General features: G+C 61.1%; 14 protein-coding genes and 1 tRNA gene. 11 read left to right on the top strand and 4 right to left on the bottom strand.

The genetic code is table 11. From position 1 onward, the window contains the following. Positions 1–81 precede the first annotated feature (81 nt). Positions 82–1491, top strand: a complete 1410-nt coding sequence (gene lpdA, locus ACI5KX_RS08890; RefSeq protein WP_406810312.1) for a dihydrolipoyl dehydrogenase — start codon at positions 82–84, stop codon at positions 1489–1491. Then, the gene (locus tag ACI5KX_RS08885; protein WP_406810311.1) at positions 1491–1697 is read left to right on the top strand and encodes a hypothetical protein; all 207 of its coding nucleotides are present in this window, start codon (positions 1491–1493) and stop codon (positions 1695–1697) included. The genes lpdA and ACI5KX_RS08885 overlap by 1 nt, the downstream gene beginning before the upstream one ends. 14 nt (positions 1698–1711) lie before the next feature. On the opposite strand, the gene ACI5KX_RS08880 is transcribed toward ACI5KX_RS08885, so the two are convergent. The 3 genes from ACI5KX_RS08880 to ACI5KX_RS08870 all read right to left on the bottom strand — a co-directional run bounded on the left by ACI5KX_RS08880 (position 1712) and on the right by ACI5KX_RS08870 (position 7918). Then, a complete protein-coding gene (locus tag ACI5KX_RS08880) occupies positions 1712–4294 on the bottom strand; it encodes an EAL domain-containing protein (protein ID WP_406810310.1) in 2583 nt (860 codons plus the stop codon). A gap of 85 nt (positions 4295–4379) precedes the next feature. Then, complete coding sequence (locus tag ACI5KX_RS08875; RefSeq protein WP_406810309.1) at positions 4380–7478, bottom strand: S8 family peptidase; 3099 nt, start codon at positions 7476–7478, stop codon at positions 4380–4382. 350 nt (positions 7479–7828) lie between these two features. Then, positions 7829–7918 (bottom strand) — tRNA-Ser (locus ACI5KX_RS08870). Positions 7919–8020: 102 nt separating this feature from the next. Between ACI5KX_RS08870 and ACI5KX_RS08865 the strand changes: the two genes are divergently transcribed. From ACI5KX_RS08865 to mazG, 9 genes are all read left to right on the top strand, one after another. Then, positions 8021–9055 (top strand): lytic transglycosylase domain-containing protein, encoded by a 1035-nt coding sequence (locus ACI5KX_RS08865; RefSeq protein WP_406810308.1) that lies wholly within the window; start codon positions 8021–8023, stop codon positions 9053–9055. Positions 9056–9124: 69 nt separating this feature from the next. Then, positions 9125–10276, top strand: a complete 1152-nt coding sequence (locus tag ACI5KX_RS08860) for a D-alanyl-D-alanine carboxypeptidase family protein (protein ID WP_406810307.1) — start codon at positions 9125–9127, stop codon at positions 10274–10276. Beyond that, positions 10273–10938: a dTMP kinase gene (gene tmk / locus ACI5KX_RS08855; protein WP_406810306.1), complete on the top strand. Its 666-nt coding sequence runs from the start codon at positions 10273–10275 to the stop codon at positions 10936–10938. The genes ACI5KX_RS08860 and tmk overlap by 4 nt, the downstream gene beginning before the upstream one ends. Beyond that, positions 10938–11903 carry a DNA polymerase III subunit delta' gene (locus ACI5KX_RS08850; RefSeq protein ID WP_406810305.1) on the top strand — a complete coding sequence of 322 codons (966 nt, stop codon included), beginning with the start codon at positions 10938–10940 and terminating at the stop codon, positions 11901–11903. Before tmk ends, ACI5KX_RS08850 begins: the two co-directional genes overlap by 1 nt. Further along, positions 11896–13473 (top strand): methionine--tRNA ligase, encoded by a 1578-nt coding sequence (gene metG, locus ACI5KX_RS08845; protein ID WP_406810304.1) that lies wholly within the window; start codon positions 11896–11898, stop codon positions 13471–13473. Before ACI5KX_RS08850 ends, metG begins: the two co-directional genes overlap by 8 nt. Then, positions 13473–14249: a TatD family hydrolase gene (locus ACI5KX_RS08840; RefSeq protein WP_406810303.1), complete on the top strand. Its 777-nt coding sequence runs from the start codon at positions 13473–13475 to the stop codon at positions 14247–14249. Before metG ends, ACI5KX_RS08840 begins: the two co-directional genes overlap by 1 nt. Continuing rightward, positions 14246–15028, top strand: coding sequence for an MBL fold metallo-hydrolase (locus ACI5KX_RS08835; RefSeq protein WP_406810302.1), 783 nt, complete (start codon positions 14246–14248; stop codon positions 15026–15028). The genes ACI5KX_RS08840 and ACI5KX_RS08835 overlap by 4 nt, the downstream gene beginning before the upstream one ends. Further along, on the top strand, positions 15025–15192 hold the full coding sequence (locus tag ACI5KX_RS08830) for a hypothetical protein (protein WP_406810301.1): 168 nt from the start codon (positions 15025–15027) through the stop codon (positions 15190–15192). The genes ACI5KX_RS08835 and ACI5KX_RS08830 overlap by 4 nt, the downstream gene beginning before the upstream one ends. A 103-nt stretch (positions 15193–15295) precedes the next feature. After that, positions 15296–16039 (top strand): nucleoside triphosphate pyrophosphohydrolase, encoded by a 744-nt coding sequence (gene mazG, locus ACI5KX_RS08825; protein WP_406810300.1) that lies wholly within the window; start codon positions 15296–15298, stop codon positions 16037–16039. A gap of 7 nt (positions 16040–16046) precedes the next feature. On the opposite strand, the gene hflX is transcribed toward mazG, so the two are convergent. Further along, positions 16047–17351: a GTPase HflX gene (hflX, locus tag ACI5KX_RS08820; protein ID WP_406810299.1), complete on the bottom strand. Its 1305-nt coding sequence runs from the start codon at positions 17349–17351 to the stop codon at positions 16047–16049. Positions 17352–17366: the final 15 nt, after the last annotated feature.

The following is a 17366-nucleotide window of genomic DNA, read 5'->3' as shown; positions in this document are numbered from 1 at the left end:
GCACGATTTTGCGGATGACACGGTGTCAACTTCGTCACTTTCGCAGCGCGCATGCCAAACCACTCTGAAGGCTGATTGAAAATGTCCAATTCCTATGATGTGATCGTGCTTGGCTCGGGCCCGGGAGGCTATGTCGCGGCTATCCGGTGCGCGCAGCTGGGGCTGAACACCGCCATCGTCGAGCGTGAGAACCTTGGCGGTATCTGTCTCAACTGGGGGTGCATCCCGACCAAGGCGATGCTGCGATCGGCCGAGATCTACCACTACATGCAGCACGCCAAGGACTATGGGCTGGCCGCCAAGGGGATCGAAGCGGACCTCGAAGCCATCGTGAAACGCAGTCGCGGCGTCGCGAAGCAGCTCAACCAGGGCGTCGGGCACCTGATGAAGAAGAACAAAATCACCGTGCACATGGGCGAGGGCACGCTGACCGGCGCGACCAGCGTGGCGGTGAGGGGCGATAAGGGCGAAGAGAAGCTCACCGCGAAGCACGTGATCGTCGCGACGGGCGCGCGCGCCCGCGACCTCCCGTTTGCCAAGGCCGACGGCAAGCGCGTGTGGACCTATCGCCACGCGATGACGCCGCCGGAAATGCCGGGCAAGCTGCTGGTGATCGGTTCGGGAGCGATCGGAATCGAATTCGCGAGCTTCTATAACGACATGGGCGTCGACGTGACCGTGGTCGAAATGCTCGACCGGATCGTGCCGGTTGAGGACAAGGACGTCTCGACCTTCCTTGAAAAGAGCCTCACCAAGCAGGGCATGACGATCATGACCGGCGCGGGGGTCGAAGACCTGAAGGTCGGAGACAAGGGCGTGAAGGCCAAGATCAAGGGCAAGGACGGCAAGGTCTCGGAGACCGAGTTCAGCCACGTGATCGTCGCGATCGGCATCGTGCCCAACACCGAGAACATCGGACTGGAGAAGCTGGCCGAGATGGATCGCGGCTTCATCCAGATCGATCCGTATGGCCGCACCAAATCGAAAGGGCTCTGGGCGATCGGCGACTGTACGCCCGGTCCGTGGCTGGCGCACAAGGCAAGCCATGAAGGTGTGACCTGCGCCGAAGCGATCGCGCAGGAGCTGGGTAACACAGATCTCCATCCGCACCCGCTCGACCGCAACAACATCCCGGGCTGCACCTATTGCCACCCGCAGGTCGCCAGCGTGGGTATGACCGAAGCGAAAGCGAAGGAAGCGGGCTACGACGTCAAGGTCGGCAATTTCCCCTTCATCGGCAACGGCAAGGCGATCGCGCTGGGCGAGGCCGAGGGCTTTATCAAGACGGTGTTCGACGCCAAGACCGGTGAACTTCTCGGCGCGCACATGGTCGGTGCCGAAGTGACCGAGCTGATCCAGGGCTACACCGTGGGCAAGACGCTCGAGACGACCGAGGCGGAGCTGATGCAGACGGTGTTCCCGCATCCGACCTTGTCGGAGATGATGCATGAGAGCGTGCTCGGGGCGTATGGCCGCGCGCTGCACATCTGATGGCAGGCAAGAGCTCCAGCGATGGTGATCCCTTCCTCACCAGCGAGGACCTGATCGCTCACATGAAGGGGCGCATGTTTCCCAAGGGCAAGCAGTTTGCCCCGTCGCTGGTGATGTGGGGCGACCCGCATGGTGACCATGCCGGGGACCAGAGCGATATCGATAACCTCGATCACATGTCGAAGCCCGAGGACGACGAAAGCTAGGGGGATGGCCTGGCTCAGGCGACCTTAAGTGAGCTGATTTCTTTGGACTTTTCCTGACCCGACACCTTGGCCGGTGATCCGAAGAAGAAACCCTGGAAGCAGGTGCATCCCAGCTCGCGCATGGTCACTGCCTGTTCGTCGGCTTCGATGCCCTCGGCTGTCACCACCATATCGAGCGAGCGGGCGAGTGACACGATGGCGGTAACGATCGCCTGGCTCTTGACCGAACCGGCGCTGGCCGCCTGGACGAATTCGCGATCGATCTTGATCATCGAGAACTGCATCTTCTCGATATAGTTGAGCGAGGAATATCCGCGACCGAAATCGTCAAGCGCGAACGAGACGCCAAGGCCGCTTAGGCTCTTGATCAGCCCTTCCAGCTCGTCGTCCATTTCCAGAACGACCGACTCTGTGATCTCGAGCAGCAGACGCTCCGGTGCGAGACCGCTCCATGCCAGAGCCTCGACAACTGTGCTGAGGAACCCGCGGTGATGGAGTTGCAGGGCGGAGACGTTGACACTCAGCTTGACGTTGCTGGGCCAGCTTGTCGCTTCCTTGCAGGCAGTGCGCAGCAACCATTCGCCAAGCGGCTCGATGAGTTGCGCTTCCTCTGCGATGGGAATGAAGACATCGGGTGCAACGGAACCGCGTTCGGAATGGTTCCATCGCATCAGGGCCTCGTAGCACAGCACGTTCTCGCCGTTCTGATCGACGATGGGCTGGTATGAAACCGACATCTCCCCACGCTCCAGCGCGTGCTTGAGGTCGTGCTCGATCTGTGCCCGTTCTTCCAGCTGTCCGCGCATGGCCTGGCGATAGGTGACATGCGTACCACGACCACGCCCCTTGGCTTCGTAGAGCGCCAGATCGGCGTTGGTCATAAGGATACTGGTCGATGTTCCATCGCGACCGATCTCGGCCATGCCGATCGACGCGCCTACCGAAACTTCCTTATCGGCAAGCTCAAACGGCTCACTGACGCGCGCGATGATGGCCGAAGCGATTTCACCGGCTTCATCGAGAGTGCTCGGGTGCGGCATGAACAGACCGAATTCGTCACCGCCGAGCCTTCCGATGACAGCCCTGCTGCCGGCAGCCTCGCGGAAGCGGTTGGCAACTTCCGCCAGCAACGCATCGCCGATTGCATGGCCGTAGACATCGTTGACCTGCTTGAACCGATCGAGGTCGATGAGCATCAGGACACCATGTTTGCCATCGCGCGCGCAGGCATCCGCTTCCTTGTCGAGCAGGTGGCGGAAGTGGTCGCGTGCAAACAGGCCGGTCAGACTGTCGTGCTGCGTCACATAGGTAAGCTTCTCGTTCGCCGCCTTGATCGCAGCTCGGTTCCGGTTGACCGTGCGCAGCACGAGCATGGCAATTGCGAAAGCGAAGATGACGAGAGCGATCAGCGTCGTCAGCAGGTAATTCTGGTTCTGTGCCGTGGCGAGGCGCGCTTCATTCGCTTCTTTCTCCGCTGAAAGCTTCGAGATGCGCAATTCGCGGTTTTCGGCGTCGAAACGCGCTCCAAGCAGTGCGTTGTTAGCCTGCGCGGAGAGATCGCGGGCCTGGCTGTCGATCCGGTTAAAGGCAGCCATGTGCCGGGCCGCGAGACGATATTCACCGGTGTCAGAATAGACCCGGTATGCGGTCTCATGAAAATCCCGGAAATAGGATGACGTCTTCGACAGGTCCTGGCCCGCAAAGGCACGTCCCATGTGGAGCTGTGCCAGACCGACATTGCCGCGTTCATAGGCGATTTGTGCCTTTACGCCGTGAAGGAATGGAAGCCAGTCGCGGGCTTCGCGCGATGCAAGGCGCATGCCCTCTGCGATGCTCTGGTCCGCTGCTCGCAGATCTCCGTCAAGGAATTGGGTGGAGGCGATGTTGGTCAGGATCCGTGCTTCCAGCATCGCGCTGGACATCGAACTTGCGACCTCGAACGCGAGCTGGAATTCTCTCTCCGCTTCCTTGTAACGGCCAAGCTCCTTAAGCGCGTTACCCTTATTGTTGTGCGCGGAAAGCGCCAGCGCACTATCCTCCGGGAAGACTTCGGTAGCTTCGCGATAATAGCTAAGGACCCGCTCGTAGTCGCGCGCGTCGGAGTAAAGCGAGCCCATGTTTTGAAGGACGATCGCCTGGCTGCGGGCCTCACCGAGTGCTTTGTAGCGATCGTGCGCCTTCTGGAAGCTCGAAAGTGCCTCGCCATACTTGCCGGCGGCAGCCTGCAGTCCGGCCTGCGAACGCAAGAGATCGGCGTGAAGCTTGTCCTCCGGAGCGATCCGCGCGACTTCCCGCAGCGCCTCGGCAATGATCTTCTCGGCTTCGGGAGCCCGGTTGAGGCGCATCAGCGCTTCGCCCTGAAGCCACTTCGCAGTGAGGCGTGCGATGTCTTCGTTTTCGCCGAGCGTCGAGGCGAGATCTTCCGCTTCCGTGGCCGCGTCGAGAGCGGCAGCGGAATTGCCCATCATTTGGGACTTGGCAGCGGTAATGCTCTGCTCGTATCCCGATAGCACCTCGTCGTCGGCGTATACCGGGCCGGACACAGCCAGCAGGAAAGCAGACGCAAGCAGTGCGTGCCGTTTCGCAATCCCTTTCACTGATTTGTCCCCCAACTGCAATTTGACCGTTTATCGCCGGTTCGCGTTAGCCCGCGTTCCTAGCTGAATTTTCTTTGCAAACCATTTAGAACCGCAGTCCGAAGTTTGCCCCAAGCATGAAGTTTTCGTCCTGCCCTTCGGCCCCGCCGCTGACGTACCGACCGATCAGGCCGAATTCGGAGGTCTCGGTGACCGGGGTTGCGTAGACCAGTTCCGCTGTGTGGCGACGCTTTGTCTCGATCCCGATTGTCTGCGTCACCATTCCGCGTTCGCCTGTCAGGCGGTCGAGCACTTGCTCGCTGCGCAATTCGAGCTCACCCCGCTCGATATTGAGCGGCTGTCCAACCGACACCCTCAGAATATCGCGCTGGCCCAGCACGCCGCGCTTGTTGACCGAAAATTGGCCTGCGGTGCTGAGTGCGCGCTGCGAGGTCGCAAGCAGCTGGCCTTCGTCGACCTGGGTTGCGCCGCCTGTCGCCGACAGGTCGAACGACAAACCGTCTCCGAAGTCCATCGAAGCGGTAACGGTGACCGCATCGGTCTGCGAACCTTCGCCGAGCAATGCGTCGATAGATGTCTGCGAACCGAGCACTGCGTCTTTTTCGGTTAGGCGGGTCCACTGCGCATCGACCGTCAGCCGGTCGGTGATCTTCTGTTCAATGCCGAGGGTTATTGCTTCGGCCTCCCGTGCACCCAACTGGCGTTGGATTGCGCGGTCGAGCTCGGAAGCTCCGTCGAGATCTTCCCAGTCCTCGCGATCCTTGCTGTAGCCGAAGGTGAGCGTGGTTGCCTTGGCCGGCTTGTAGCTGGCACCTGCGAACAACTCACCCGAAGCAAAGCCGAGCACGGGGTTGACGCCGCCGGTGTTGTAATCGTGATCGGTCATGATCCCGAACTGACCGCCGGCCAGCGCGAGCGCGCCCTGGCCATGGCCCAGCGTGAAAGACATCGCGCCGGAAGGATTGGTGAGCGTCGCAGCGTTGTGGACCGGGCGCATTGCGCCGTCCTGTTTGAAGCGCGGGGCAATGGCGTCATAGCGCATGGTCCACTGGTCGTTGGTTTCGGCCATATTCGTGCGGACTTGCGACACTCCAAGGGTCCCGTCGCCATCCTTGTCTGCGCCGTTCGAAAGCAGCCAGTTGGCGAAGCGATCGGAAACGAAGTCCTGCAGCCGCTGGTAGCCGTTGCCAAGCGCGTTGGTGCTCTTGCCATAGGTGTATGCCGACATCGGGATCGAGAAATCGCGATAGGTGTCGCCGATATCCTCGAAACCGGTGAAGAACACGTTGCTGGTTTCCCACCAGCTTGGGATACCGCCGGCAAGGATTTGCAGGGCGCTGTAATTCTGGGCATACCAAGAACTGCCGACCTGCTGGTAGAGCTTGAAGTTCATCTTGCTGAAATCGAGCGGTGACTGCGATGCGGTCACGTCGAGAAGGCCCCAGCCATAGACTTCATCCGGGCCCGGTGCGCCCAAGTCCTTGGCCGAACGGAAAATGATTTCGGCGGTCTCGTGCGGATTGTTCTTGAGCCACGGCCAACGGTCGTGGAGCAGCGAAACCGCGCCCGATACCAGCGGAGCGGCGAACGAAGTGCCAGAACGACGGACGAGGCCGCCCTGTCCATCCGACACGAGGATCATCTCGCCTGGTGCGACGACCGTGCGCATGTAGAGTTCGTTGCCCGGTTTACACACCCCGAAATCGAGCAGGCATCCGCTGCCCGGACGGTTCGAGAACGATGAAATTTCACCATTGAGGCCGAGCGAGCCGACAAAGATCATCGCGACCTCGTCCGCATCGTTGAACTCGACGCTAGTGTTTTGGGCGACGCCATCGTTGCCGGCAGCGAAGACGAACACGGTGTTGTGATAGTAATTATCGACGTCCCAGCGGTAGAGGAACTTCGCGGTGCCGTCGGTGAACATCCAGCCGGATTCGCCGAGCGAGAGGTTGACGACGCTCACATCGCCTTGGGCAGCGTTGAGCTGCTTCAAGGCGACGAAGCCGTCGGCGACATCGGTCCAGCTCGCATTGCCGGTGGCATCGAACGGGTTGTAGGTCGCGATACTGACGTCCGGCGCGATGCCCATCACGCCTTCGCCGTTATGCGCACCGGCGATGAGGCTGGCGACGCCTGCGCCGTGCCCGCCCACCGTATTGGTGCCGCCGCCCGACCAGATGATGTTGTTGCCGAGATCGGCATCCTTGGCGAAGCTGCCGTCGATCACGCCGATGACCGTCCTCGAACCCGAACCCTGGATCTGGGTGACCGAAGGCGTCCAGTTGACCGTGCCCATCCAGTGATCGACCGCATCGATACCCGAATACATATTCAGGCTGTCGTGCCAGTCGAGGAAGAAGGCGGCGCGTTCGGCCGCGGTCATCTTGCGCATGGCCTCGTGGTCCTTGAGCGAAAACCCGTGCCGGGCCATGATCGCGTCGCCCATTTCCTTGGTGAATCCCGCTGCCCCGAATTGAAGGACCGCTGAATCGCGCAGCTTCTTCAGGTCTTCGTCGATCGTCTTGTAGGCATCGCCGATCGCGCCGGTTTGCTGGTTGGCGGTCCATTTCGCATCGATCTGCGAGATAAGCGAGCCACTGGATTTCCAGAAAGTGCCGAGCGATTTGATGTGCGCTTCGAACGCGACGATGTCGCCGTAGAAGGCACCGATGTCGCCATAGAAGGGGCTGATATCCCCCCAGAACGCGCCGATGTCGCCATAGAACGGGCTGATGTCGCCCCAGAAGGCATCGATGTCGCCGTAGAACGGGCTGATGTCGCCCCAGAAGGCATCGATATCGCCATAGAAGGCGATGATGTCGCGCCAGAAGGCGTCGATGTCGCCATAGCGCGGATCGATGCTCATGGTGGTGACGACGCGGTCATCCGATGCGCCGAGGTCAGCCGCCAGGTCGCTATTGGCCGGGAGCCGCAGGCCCTGGGGCGCCTCCAGCGAGAACGCCGCGTCCACGAGAGCGACAGGCACTTCGGTGGTCACGCCGAGCGGCTCGTTCACCTGCACGGCGACCACCGGGGCGGTCTGCTGCGTCGCAGGCGCTTTGCTTTCGAACAGTCCGTCCGTTTCGGGCGCGATATACGGCGCCGTCTCGTTCGCCTGCGCCGTGCTGGCGAGCGATACGGCGACGGCGAAAGTCGCGGTACTGATGGACAATGACTTCATGGCTTCAAATCCGTTCGTTCGGGGTGCAGTCGATGCACCGATCACGAGCGTGTTGTAGCCGGAGAGCTTCTGGAGTTTCGTTTGCGGAGACGGTTAAAATAGTAAGAAGTTTGAAGCTTTGGTGAAGATCGGTCGCGGTGGGGTCGATCGCGACAACCGACCGCAGAATGCCGTTCGCAAAGCTTAAGAATGGGTAAATTGCTGCCTGAACCCGGGCGAGCGGCAATTCTTACGGGTTTAGCATTTGAAGCTATTTGACATCGAAACGGGATCAATCCAGCGATTCGGAAACTCGCAGAAAACCCGACGTTAACCATGGCGTCAGTCGACACTGCGTTCAAAGAAGGAAGTGGCGGACAGGGTGGGATTCGAACCCACGAAGGGCTTGCACCCTTGCCGGTTTTCAAGACCGGTGCATTCAACCGCTCTGCCACCTGTCCGCTGAGCGTCATTGCGCGGGAGAGCCTGTTAACGGGGCATTTCGGCAAAGTCACCACACTTCGGATATTGGGTATTCATCTCAAGTGTGAGAGACATGCACCATGAACGCACGTCTTCTCATTGCCGCCAGCCTTTTGCTCGCCCTTTCCGCGCCGGCCTCACCGGGAATTGCCCAATCGCAGGCGCGCGACGGAATAGAATTCGACGCCTATGTCGAGCTTCTCAAAACCCGCGCGCGTGCTGAAGGCGTGAGCGAGGCGACAATCCGGAGGATGACGCAGGATCTCACTCCGAACGAGCGGGTGATTCGCCTCGACCGGGGCCAGCCTGGCCGACCGACCGTCCGGGGTTATCCCGCGCTCGCCCCCTACATCGCGACCCATGTTAACTCGGTGCGCATCGCAGGCGGGCGTTCAGTCTACGGTGACTACCGCTCCACATTGCGTGCGATCGAGGCCGAGTACGGAGTGCCGGCAGAAATCATCGTCGCAATCTTCGGTCACGAAACCAGCTATGGCCGTATCCGCGGCGATTTCGATCTCGCGCGCAGCCTCGCAACATTGGCTTGGGAAGGACGGCGCAGAGACTTATTCGAGAATGAATTCATTGCCTTGATGAAGGTTGCTGACAAAGGATATTCACGCAATCAGCTTGTTGGGAGCTATGCGGGTGCATTCGGCAATCCACAATTCCTCCCCTCGGTCTATCTCCGCCTCGCTGCCGATGGCGATGGGGACGGACGGGCCAACATCTTCACCAACCGCGCCGATACCTTCGCTTCGATCGCCAACTATTTCCGCGATGCTGGATGGCGGGCGGGGCAGCCGTGGGGCGTCCGCGCCTATGTCCCCGAAGGTTTCGATGTGGACGCATTCAAGACCAAGCTCACGGCGCAGGTCTGTCCCCGGGTGCACGAGCGGCACAGCCAATGGAAAACCGTGCGCGAGTGGCGCGCACTTGGCGTCCAACCCCAGCGCCCATTGCCCGAAGACACGCTCGTCTCGCTGTTCCAACCCGATGGCCCGGGGGAGACCGCGTGGTTGCTCACCGGAAACTACCGCGTGATCCTCGAGTACAATTGCTCCAACTATTACGCGATGAGCGTGGGGCTGCTGGCGGACGAAATCGTGAACTAAAGCGCCGGATCGCTCGCCAAGCGTCGGGGGCGGGGCTATATCGCGGCGGTGCTCGAATTGCATTTCCGAATGATCTTCCGTCTCGCTGCGCTGCTGGCGCTTGCGATGCCGACGGCCGCGTATTCGCAAACTGCCACCGGATACGGGGCTCCAGGCGAGAACGAGGCGCCGATAGCCTTCCTGATCGATGTGAGCTCCGGGCAGGTGCTGTTCGAACGCAACGCCGATCGGCGCTTCATTCCCGCTTCGATGACGAAGGCGATGACGATCTATCTCGCGTTCGAACTGATCGAACAGGGCCGGCTCGACCCGGGGCAGGTGATGACCGTGCGCGAAGACACCTGGCGCGAATGGGCGGGGAAAGGCTCGACCATGTTTCTCCCTGCGGATGCCCGGGTACGGGTCGACGATCTGATCGCTGCAATTGCAAATGTCTCGGCCAATGATGGGTCGATAGTGCTGGCCGAAGGGCAGGCCGGAACGGTTGACGCATGGGTTGAAGAAATGAACCGACATGCTCGCTTGCTGGGAATGACCAACAGCCATTTCGGTACACCCAATGGCTGGCCGGATGAAGGCCGCACCTTCACGAGCGCGCGTGATCTCGCGCGTTTGGGAGAAGCGCTTGTCGAGCAGCACCCAAAGAAATTCGCTCGATATGTCGGGCGAGCAGGGTTCACCTTCAACGGGATAACCCAGCCCAATCGCGATCCGATCATCGGCAGGGTACGGGGCGCGGACGGCATCAAGACGGGGTTCACGAACGAAGCGGGGTTCGGATTTCTCGGCACAGCACAGCGGGGTGGGCAGAGGCTGGTGATGGTCGTCGCCGGGATCGATCGCACGGCCGCGCGGGCGCGCGTGTCCCGGCGATTCATCGAATGGGGATTCGAGGCGTTCGAGCGCCAACGCCTATTTGTCGATGGCGCGTTGGTCGGACGTGCGCGCGTGCAGGGCGGGGACGCGAGGAGCGTCGAGCTAGCGACCGAGAGAACGGTCTTCGTAAACGTCCCAAAGGGGCAAGTTCGCGCGATGACCATCAATATCGTCTATGATGGTCCCCTACGGGCGCCGATTGAAGCTGGAGAGAATATTGCGCGGCTTGAAATTCTTGTCCCCGGAATGGAGCCCGCCATCGTTCCGCTCGTCGCAAGTGAAGCAGTGAACAGAGCGGGATTTTTCCGACGGATTTTCAATGGTATTGCGGGTTGGCTGACATGAACGGATCGGGCGTGCGCGGACGCTTCATCGCCTTCGAAGGCGGGGAAGGCGCCGGCAAGACGACACAAGCCAACCTGCTGGCAGCGGCGTTGCGCGACCGCGGTATCGCGGTCGATGTGACACGCGAGCCGGGCGGCACACCCGGGGCCGAAGCGATCCGCCAGCTGCTTCTGGAGCCACCGGTCGGGCCGACGGGGAAGGGGTGGAATCCCAAAGCCGAGGCGCTGCTGTTCGCGGCAGCACGCTCCGACCATGTAGCGGAAAGGATCCTCCCGGCTCTGGAAAGCGGCATCTGGGTCGTTTGCGACCGCTTTGTCGATTCGAGCCGTGCCTATCAGGGAGGGGCGGGGGGCCTTGGTGACGAGGCCATCCTGGCGTTGCATGAGTTCGGGAGTGACGGCTTACGCCCCGATCTCACTATCCTGATCGAGGTCGAACCCGGACAGCTTGCGCAACGTCTCGCCGAACGCGACGGTGACGAATCCGACGCCATCGGCGGGCGCAGCTCCAGTTATCATCACAAGGTGGCCGCGCGCTTCCGGCTCATCGCACAGGCCGATCCCAAGGGCTTCGCCGTGGTCGACGGCAGCGGCGACCCGGTGGACGTGCATGAGCGCGTCATGGCAGCGATCGAACCCTTGCTGGCCGAAGAGGCAGGCTGATGGACTGGCCCAATCACCGGAAGGCCTGGGAAGAATGGCGGCGCGCTCTGGCCGGGGTGCGCATGCATCACGGATGGCTGCTGGCGGGCAAAAGTGGCCTCGGAAAGCGCGAATTTGCTGTGGCGGCGGCGCGTGAACTGGTCGCCGAGGCGGGATTATCTCAGCCACAGGGCGGTCACCCCGACATCATTGTGCTCGAGCATTTGCCGAAGGACGACAAGGAAGAGAAGAAGCGCGACGAGGGCAAGCCGTACCAGACCAAGCGCAACATCACTGTCGGGCAGATCCGCGAGATGCAGCGACGGCTGACGACCCGCCCGACGCTTGGCTCGCGTCGCGCCATCATCATCGATCCGGCCGATGACATGGAGCCTGGCGCATCGAACGCCCTGCTGAAGAGCCTCGAAGAGCCGCCCGAGGGTACGTTTTTCCTGCTGGTTACGCACCGCCCGTCGCGACTGCTACCGACGATCCGCTCGCGCTGCCGGGTGCTGCGTTTCCCCCTGATCGAGGATGAACAACTGGTACGCATGCTGGATGAGGCCGGCTGTGCAGCCGATCCGTCTTCGCGCGAGGCAGCGATCCAGGCTGCGGAAGGCTCGTTCGGCGCTGCCCGGCGGTTCGTCGAATATGATCTCGGCTCGCTGGCCAAGCTTGTCGAACGGCTCTTGTCGGATGGCGACACGAGTTTCGCCGTGCGCGGAGATCTGGCGAAGGCGATCGGGCCTCGCGCAGATCGGGAGAGGATACAGGCGGTGCTCGAATTGGCTCAGGCCATTGTCGCGCGCAAGGCTCGGACTTGCGCGGATTCCGGGGGGCGGGCGCGGTTGATCGAGGCGCACGGAGAACTCGTCGCGCTCGCCAGCCAGGCACCGACTTACAATTTCGATACCGGCCTTCTGGCGATGGAAATCGGCACCTTGCTTAGCTCGGCGAGCGCGGCTAGCGAGCACGCAAATGGCTGACCAATCCCCCTTCTACATCACGACCGCGATCAATTACCCCAACGGGCGTCCGCATATCGGCCATGCCTATGAGGGGATCGCAACCGATGTGATGGCACGCTTCCAGCGCCTCATGGGCCGCGATGTCCGGTTTGTCACGGGCACGGACGAGCACGGCCTCAAGATGGATCAGACCGCGCGCAAGGCGGGGCGCGAGACGATCGATCTTGCCAACGAAATGTCGGGATATTTCCGCGAGATGGCGGACAAACTGAACATTTCTTATGACGAATTCGTGCGAACGACCGAACAGCGTCACCATGCAGCCAGCGTTGAGCTCTGGAAACGCATGGAAGCCGCGGGCGATCTCTATCTCGATCGCTACGAGGGCTGGTATTCGGTCCGCGACGAAGCCTTCTACGACGAAAGCGAGCTTGTCGAAGGGGAGGGGGACGAAAAGCTTTCGCCGCAAGGCACGCCGGTCGAGTGGACGGCAGAGGAGACGTGGTTCTTCCGCCTCTCGAATTACCAGGACAAGCTGCTGGCGCTGTATCGCGACAATCCCGGCTTCATCCGGCCCCAAAGCCGCCGGAACGAGGTAATGCGGTTCGTCGAGGCTGGGCTGAAGGACCTCAGCGTCTCGCGGACGAGTTTCGACTGGGGCGTGCCGGTACCGGACAGCGACGGCCACGTGATGTATGTCTGGGTCGATGCGCTGACCACCTACATGACCGGCGTCGGCTTCCCTGACACCGATGGGGACATGTTCCAGCGATACTGGCCTGCCGACATCCACATGATCGGCAAGGACATTGTACGGTTTCACGCGGTCTATTGGCCGGCTTTCCTGATGAGCGCCGGTTTGCCGCTGCCTAAGCAGGTATTCGGGCACGGTTTCTTGCTCGCGCGCGGCGGCGAAAAAATGAGCAAGAGCGCTGGCAACGTCGTCGACCCAATGGCGCTGGCCGAGCAGTTCGGGGTCGACACGCTGCGCTACTTTTTCATGCGCGAAATCGCTTTCGGGCAGGACGGCAGTTACTCCCCGGAAGCGATCGTCACGCGCGCAAATGCGGAGCTTGCAAACAGCTTCGGCAATCTCGCCCAGCGCACGCTTTCGATGATCGCCAAGAACCTTGACGGCGAATTGTCGGTATTCGAGCCGAATGATACCGATCGGGAATTGCTGGGATCGGTTCGCAAGGCCTGTGCGGAGGATTTGCCGGAACAGTTCCAAAAGCTCGCTTTCTCGGTGGGAATCGAAGCGTGGCTGCGCGCCGTTTATGCCTGCAACCAGTATGTCGATGAGCAAGCACCCTGGGCATTGAAGAAAACCGATCCCGATCGGATGCGCGTCGTCCTGCTGACGCTGTTCGCGGCTCTCCGCGATCTGGCAATTGCTATCCAACCGGTCGTGCCCGGGAAGGCGGCGGAACTGCTTGAGCAGCTCGGGGTGCCGGAAGGCGAGCGAGGCATGGATACAATCACCGATCCCGATTGGTACAATCGCCTGCTCGAAAGCGGATTCACCGTCGGCAAGCCAACGCCTGTCTTCCCGCGCCTGGAATTGCCCGAAGCCGAAGAGGCTCTTTGATGCTCGTCGATAGCCACTGTCATCTTGAGTACAAAGGCCTCGTCGAGGATCAGCAAGGTGTGCTGTCGCGCGCTCGCGAAGCGGGGGTTGGGGCCTTTCTCAATATCTCGACCAAGCAGGCCGAGTGGGATCAGGTTGTCGGGACCGCGACCCGCGAGACCGATGTTTTTGCCAGTGTGGGCATCCATCCGCACGAGGCCGACAAGCATGCCGATCTCGGCCGCGGGGCATTGCTCTCAGCAACTGAAAACCCCAAGGTGATCGGTATCGGCGAGACCGGGCTCGATTATTATTACGAGCATTCCGACCGCGACACGCAGGCCAAGCTGTTCCGCATGCATATCGACGTCGCGCGCGAGACCGGGCTTCCCGTCATCATCCACACCCGCGATGCCGAAGACGATACCTACCAAATCCTGACCGAAGAGATGGAGAAGGGGGCGTTTCCTGCGCTCATCCATTGCTTCACCGCTTCGGAAGAGTTCGGGCGCAAAGTGCTCGAACTCGGCCTGACCATTTCGCTTTCGGGCATCGTGACGTTCAAGAACGCCAAGGACTTGCAGGAAGCCGCAAAGAGCGTACCCGACGAACGGCTGCTGGTCGAAACCGACAGCCCGTTTCTTGCTCCAGTCCCTCATCGCGGTCGACCGTGCGAACCCGCCTATGTCGCTGATACGGCGAAATTCGTGGCTGAATTGCGCGGAACCGAGCCTGAACGGCTTGCAGAACAGACCACCGCCAACTTCGCGAAACTTTTCAGCAAGGCGATGCTGTGAAGCTCATCATGCTGGGTTCGGGCACGTCTACCGGCGTCCCGCGCGTTGGTGGACCGGATGGCACGGGTGACTGGGGCGATTGCGACCCCGATGAGCCGCGCAACCGGCGTACTCGCGTATCGATCATCGTCGAGAGCGACGAAGGCAAGCGCCTGCTGATTGACACCTCTAGCGACTGCCGCGCGCAGCTGCTGGCGAACCGGATACCGTCGATCGATGCGGTGTTCTGGACACACGACCATGCCGATCACTGCCACGGGATCGATGATCTGCGCGTCATGCGCTACGGGCGAGGGGGCCCGATTCCCGCATATGCCGCCACCGACACAGTCCGCAGGCTGCGCAATCGGTTCGGCTATGTGTTCGCGGGGCAGGATGGTTATCCTACGATCTGCTCGATCGACACGCTCGATCGGCTGCGCATAGTCGCCGGCTTCGGGGTCGAATGGTGCCAGATGGAACACGGACCGGGCGAAACCACCGGATACCGGTTCGAAGCGGACGGCAAGTCCATTGCCTACGCCACCGATTTCAGTGCGATTTCGGATGAGATGACTGACCTGTTCCACGGTGTAGACATTCTCGTCAGCGATTGTCTCCGGCGCGATCCGCACCCGACGCACGCTCATTTGGCCATGGCGATCGAGCTTGGCGAAAGATGCAAGGCAAGTCGGCTCGTCCTCAGTCACCTCGACAAGAGTATGGATTACCGGACTCTGGTAGACGAAGTGCCCGAATTCGTTACGGTCGGCTATGACGGGTTGGAGATGATGGCATGACCAATATGGCGACGATTTCGATTGTGGCGCTCATTGCGTGGCTGTTCTTCGCAGGCAGTGCCTTGGCTTCATTCAAGCTCGGATGGAGCAAGATGATCCAGATGGCCCTGATTTGGGTAGCGATCTTCGGAGGCGGGTTCGTGATTGCGAGCTTCTTCATGTGAAGATGGCGCATTGGCTGGCATCCTTTATTTTACATAATATATATTATCATTCCAAAGGTGAGCAATGAGCGAGGGGCCCCCTCACGGAACAGAAACGCCCCCTATGAACCGTCTCCTTTCGATCATGGCGCGCCTGCGCGATCCGGAATGCGGATGCGAATGGGATCTGGAACAGGATTTCGCCAGCATCGCGCCGTATACGATCGAGGAGGCCTATGAAGTCGCCGATGCAATCGAGCGCGACGATATGGACGAACTCAAGGACGAACTCGGAGACCTGCTGCTCCAGGTCGTCTTCCATGCCCGCATGGCCGAAGAAGCCGGACACTTCGCATTTGGAGATGTCGCGGGCTCAATCAGCGCCAAGATGGAGGCGCGTCACCCGCATATCTTCGGGGACGAAGGCGGTTCGATGGGCGAAACCCGCTGGGAAAACCTCAAGGCAGCCGAACGCGCCGAGAAAGGCGCGAGCAGCGCACTCGATGGCGTCGCGAATGCCTTGCCAGCGTTGATGCGCGCGCAGAAGCTGCAAAAGCGAGCCGCTCGTACAGGGTTCGACTGGCCCGATCCCACTGGCTCCGAAGCGAAGATTACCGAAGAAATAGCAGAACTTAAAGCTGCCTCCTCAGAGCAAGAGCGGATCGAGGAAGCCGGTGACCTGCTGTTCGCCGTGGTCAATTTTGTCCGTGCTCACGGAATCGCTGCGGAGGATGCATTGAGGGCCGCCAACGGCAAGTTTGAAAAGCGGTTCAGAGCGATGGAGACCCTTGGCGGAGATGGATTTCCGAATCTCTCGCTCGATGAACAGGAAGCCCTCTGGCGGGCGGTCAAGAAATCGGAAAAATAGCGTAAATTCAGCTGTTCAGAGTGGCATATTGACCCAATTCCTTGGGGTTGAGCCGTACCGTCAAACGGGTGAGGGGCCCGTCCTCCCCTTCCCCGGCCGCTTCCTCGCTCAGCACCTCGCCGTGCGCGTGGAGCCATGCAATGCGGCGGCCGTCGCTGAGCGGCAATGTGACAGTCACTTCCTTGGCCTTCGAGGTCAGCATATCAGCGACCTTGGCGGTGAATTCCTCGATACCTTCGCCGGTGGCTGCGGATACGAGCACGGCATCCTGTCCCGGCGCCGCCTCGGCCAGTTCGGCCTTTCGCTCCGGATCGATGCGATCGGCCTTGTTCCAAACCTCGACGATCGGGATTTCGCTCATCCCCGTTTCGCGATCCACCACGCCAAGATCGGCGAGCACTTCCATCACCTGTTTCTTCTGCGCCGCGTGAGCGGGATTGGACATGTCGCGCACATGGCAGATGATGTCGGCACCGGTTACTTCCTCGAGCGTCGCGCGGAAGGCGGCGACGAGCTGCGTCGGAAGGTCGGAAATGAACCCCACCGTGTCCGAGAGGATCGCCTTTTCCACCCCTGGCAGTGAAATCGCGCGCATCGTGGGATCAAGTGTGGCGAACAGCAAGTCCTCCGCCATCACCTCGGCACCAGTGAGCCGGTTGAACAGGGTCGACTTGCCCGCATTGGTGTAGCCGACCAGCGCAATCACAGGCCACGGCGCCCTTCCCCGCCGTTCGCGATGCAGCGCGCGGGTCTTGCGCACCTGCTCGAGCTCACGCCGCAATCGGGCCATGCGCTGGCGGATCATGCGCCGGTCCGCCTCGATCTGGGTCTCGCCGGGTCCGCCGAGGAAACCGTAACCACCGCGTTGCCGCTCGAGGTGTGTCCAACTGCGCACAAGGCGGCTTTGCTGGTAATCGAGATGCGCCAATTCGACCTGTAGGCGGCCCTCTGCCGTCGCCGCGCGCTCTCCGAAAATTTCAAGGATCAGGCCGGTGCGGTCGATCACCTTGCGCTTCAGCTTTTCCTCAAGATTGCGCTGCTGGATCGGGGTCAGAGCGCCGTCGACGATGACCAGCTCGCACTCGTGCTGCTCGCACCAAGTGGCGATATTCTCGACCTGGCCCGATCCGAATAGCGTGTTGGGCTGCATCTGGCGAACGGGCAGGATTTCGGAATGCGAAATCTCCACGCCGATGGCGAGCGCCAACCCTTGCGCCTCCTCCAGCCGCTCGCGCGCATCGAGATCGTAGCGCATCTGGCGGATGTCCGGGCACAGGATCAGGGCCCGCGCACCGCGGGTCACCTCGTCCATCAGATCGTCATCAAA

The organism is Erythrobacter sp. GH1-10 (assembly GCF_045363165.1).
Taxonomy (GTDB): Bacteria; Pseudomonadota; Alphaproteobacteria; order Sphingomonadales; family Sphingomonadaceae; genus Erythrobacter.
Note: the sequence above shows the minus strand (reverse complement) of the source record. Positions and strands in the feature narration are given on the sequence as shown.

Coding starts and splice junctions, on each gene's coding strand:
- lpdA (WP_406810312.1), top strand. CDS start 82: ATGTCCAATTCCTATGATGTGATCGTGCTTGGCTCGGGCCCGGGAGGC.
- ACI5KX_RS08885 (WP_406810311.1), top strand. CDS start 1,491: ATGGCAGGCAAGAGCTCCAGCGATGGTGATCCCTTCCTCACCAGCGAG.
- ACI5KX_RS08875 (WP_406810309.1), bottom strand. CDS start 7,478: ATGAAGTCATTGTCCATCAGTACCGCGACTTTCGCCGTCGCCGTATCG.
- ACI5KX_RS08865 (WP_406810308.1), top strand. CDS start 8,021: ATGAACGCACGTCTTCTCATTGCCGCCAGCCTTTTGCTCGCCCTTTCC.
- ACI5KX_RS08860 (WP_406810307.1), top strand. CDS start 9,125: ATGATCTTCCGTCTCGCTGCGCTGCTGGCGCTTGCGATGCCGACGGCC.
- tmk (WP_406810306.1), top strand. CDS start 10,273: ATGAACGGATCGGGCGTGCGCGGACGCTTCATCGCCTTCGAAGGCGGG.
- ACI5KX_RS08850 (WP_406810305.1), top strand. CDS start 10,938: ATGGACTGGCCCAATCACCGGAAGGCCTGGGAAGAATGGCGGCGCGCT.
- metG (WP_406810304.1), top strand. CDS start 11,896: ATGGCTGACCAATCCCCCTTCTACATCACGACCGCGATCAATTACCCC.
- ACI5KX_RS08840 (WP_406810303.1), top strand. CDS start 13,473: ATGCTCGTCGATAGCCACTGTCATCTTGAGTACAAAGGCCTCGTCGAG.
- ACI5KX_RS08830 (WP_406810301.1), top strand. CDS start 15,025: ATGACCAATATGGCGACGATTTCGATTGTGGCGCTCATTGCGTGGCTG.
- mazG (WP_406810300.1), top strand. CDS start 15,296: ATGAACCGTCTCCTTTCGATCATGGCGCGCCTGCGCGATCCGGAATGC.
- hflX (WP_406810299.1), bottom strand. CDS start 17,351: ATGGACGAGGTGACCCGCGGTGCGCGGGCCCTGATCCTGTGCCCGGAC.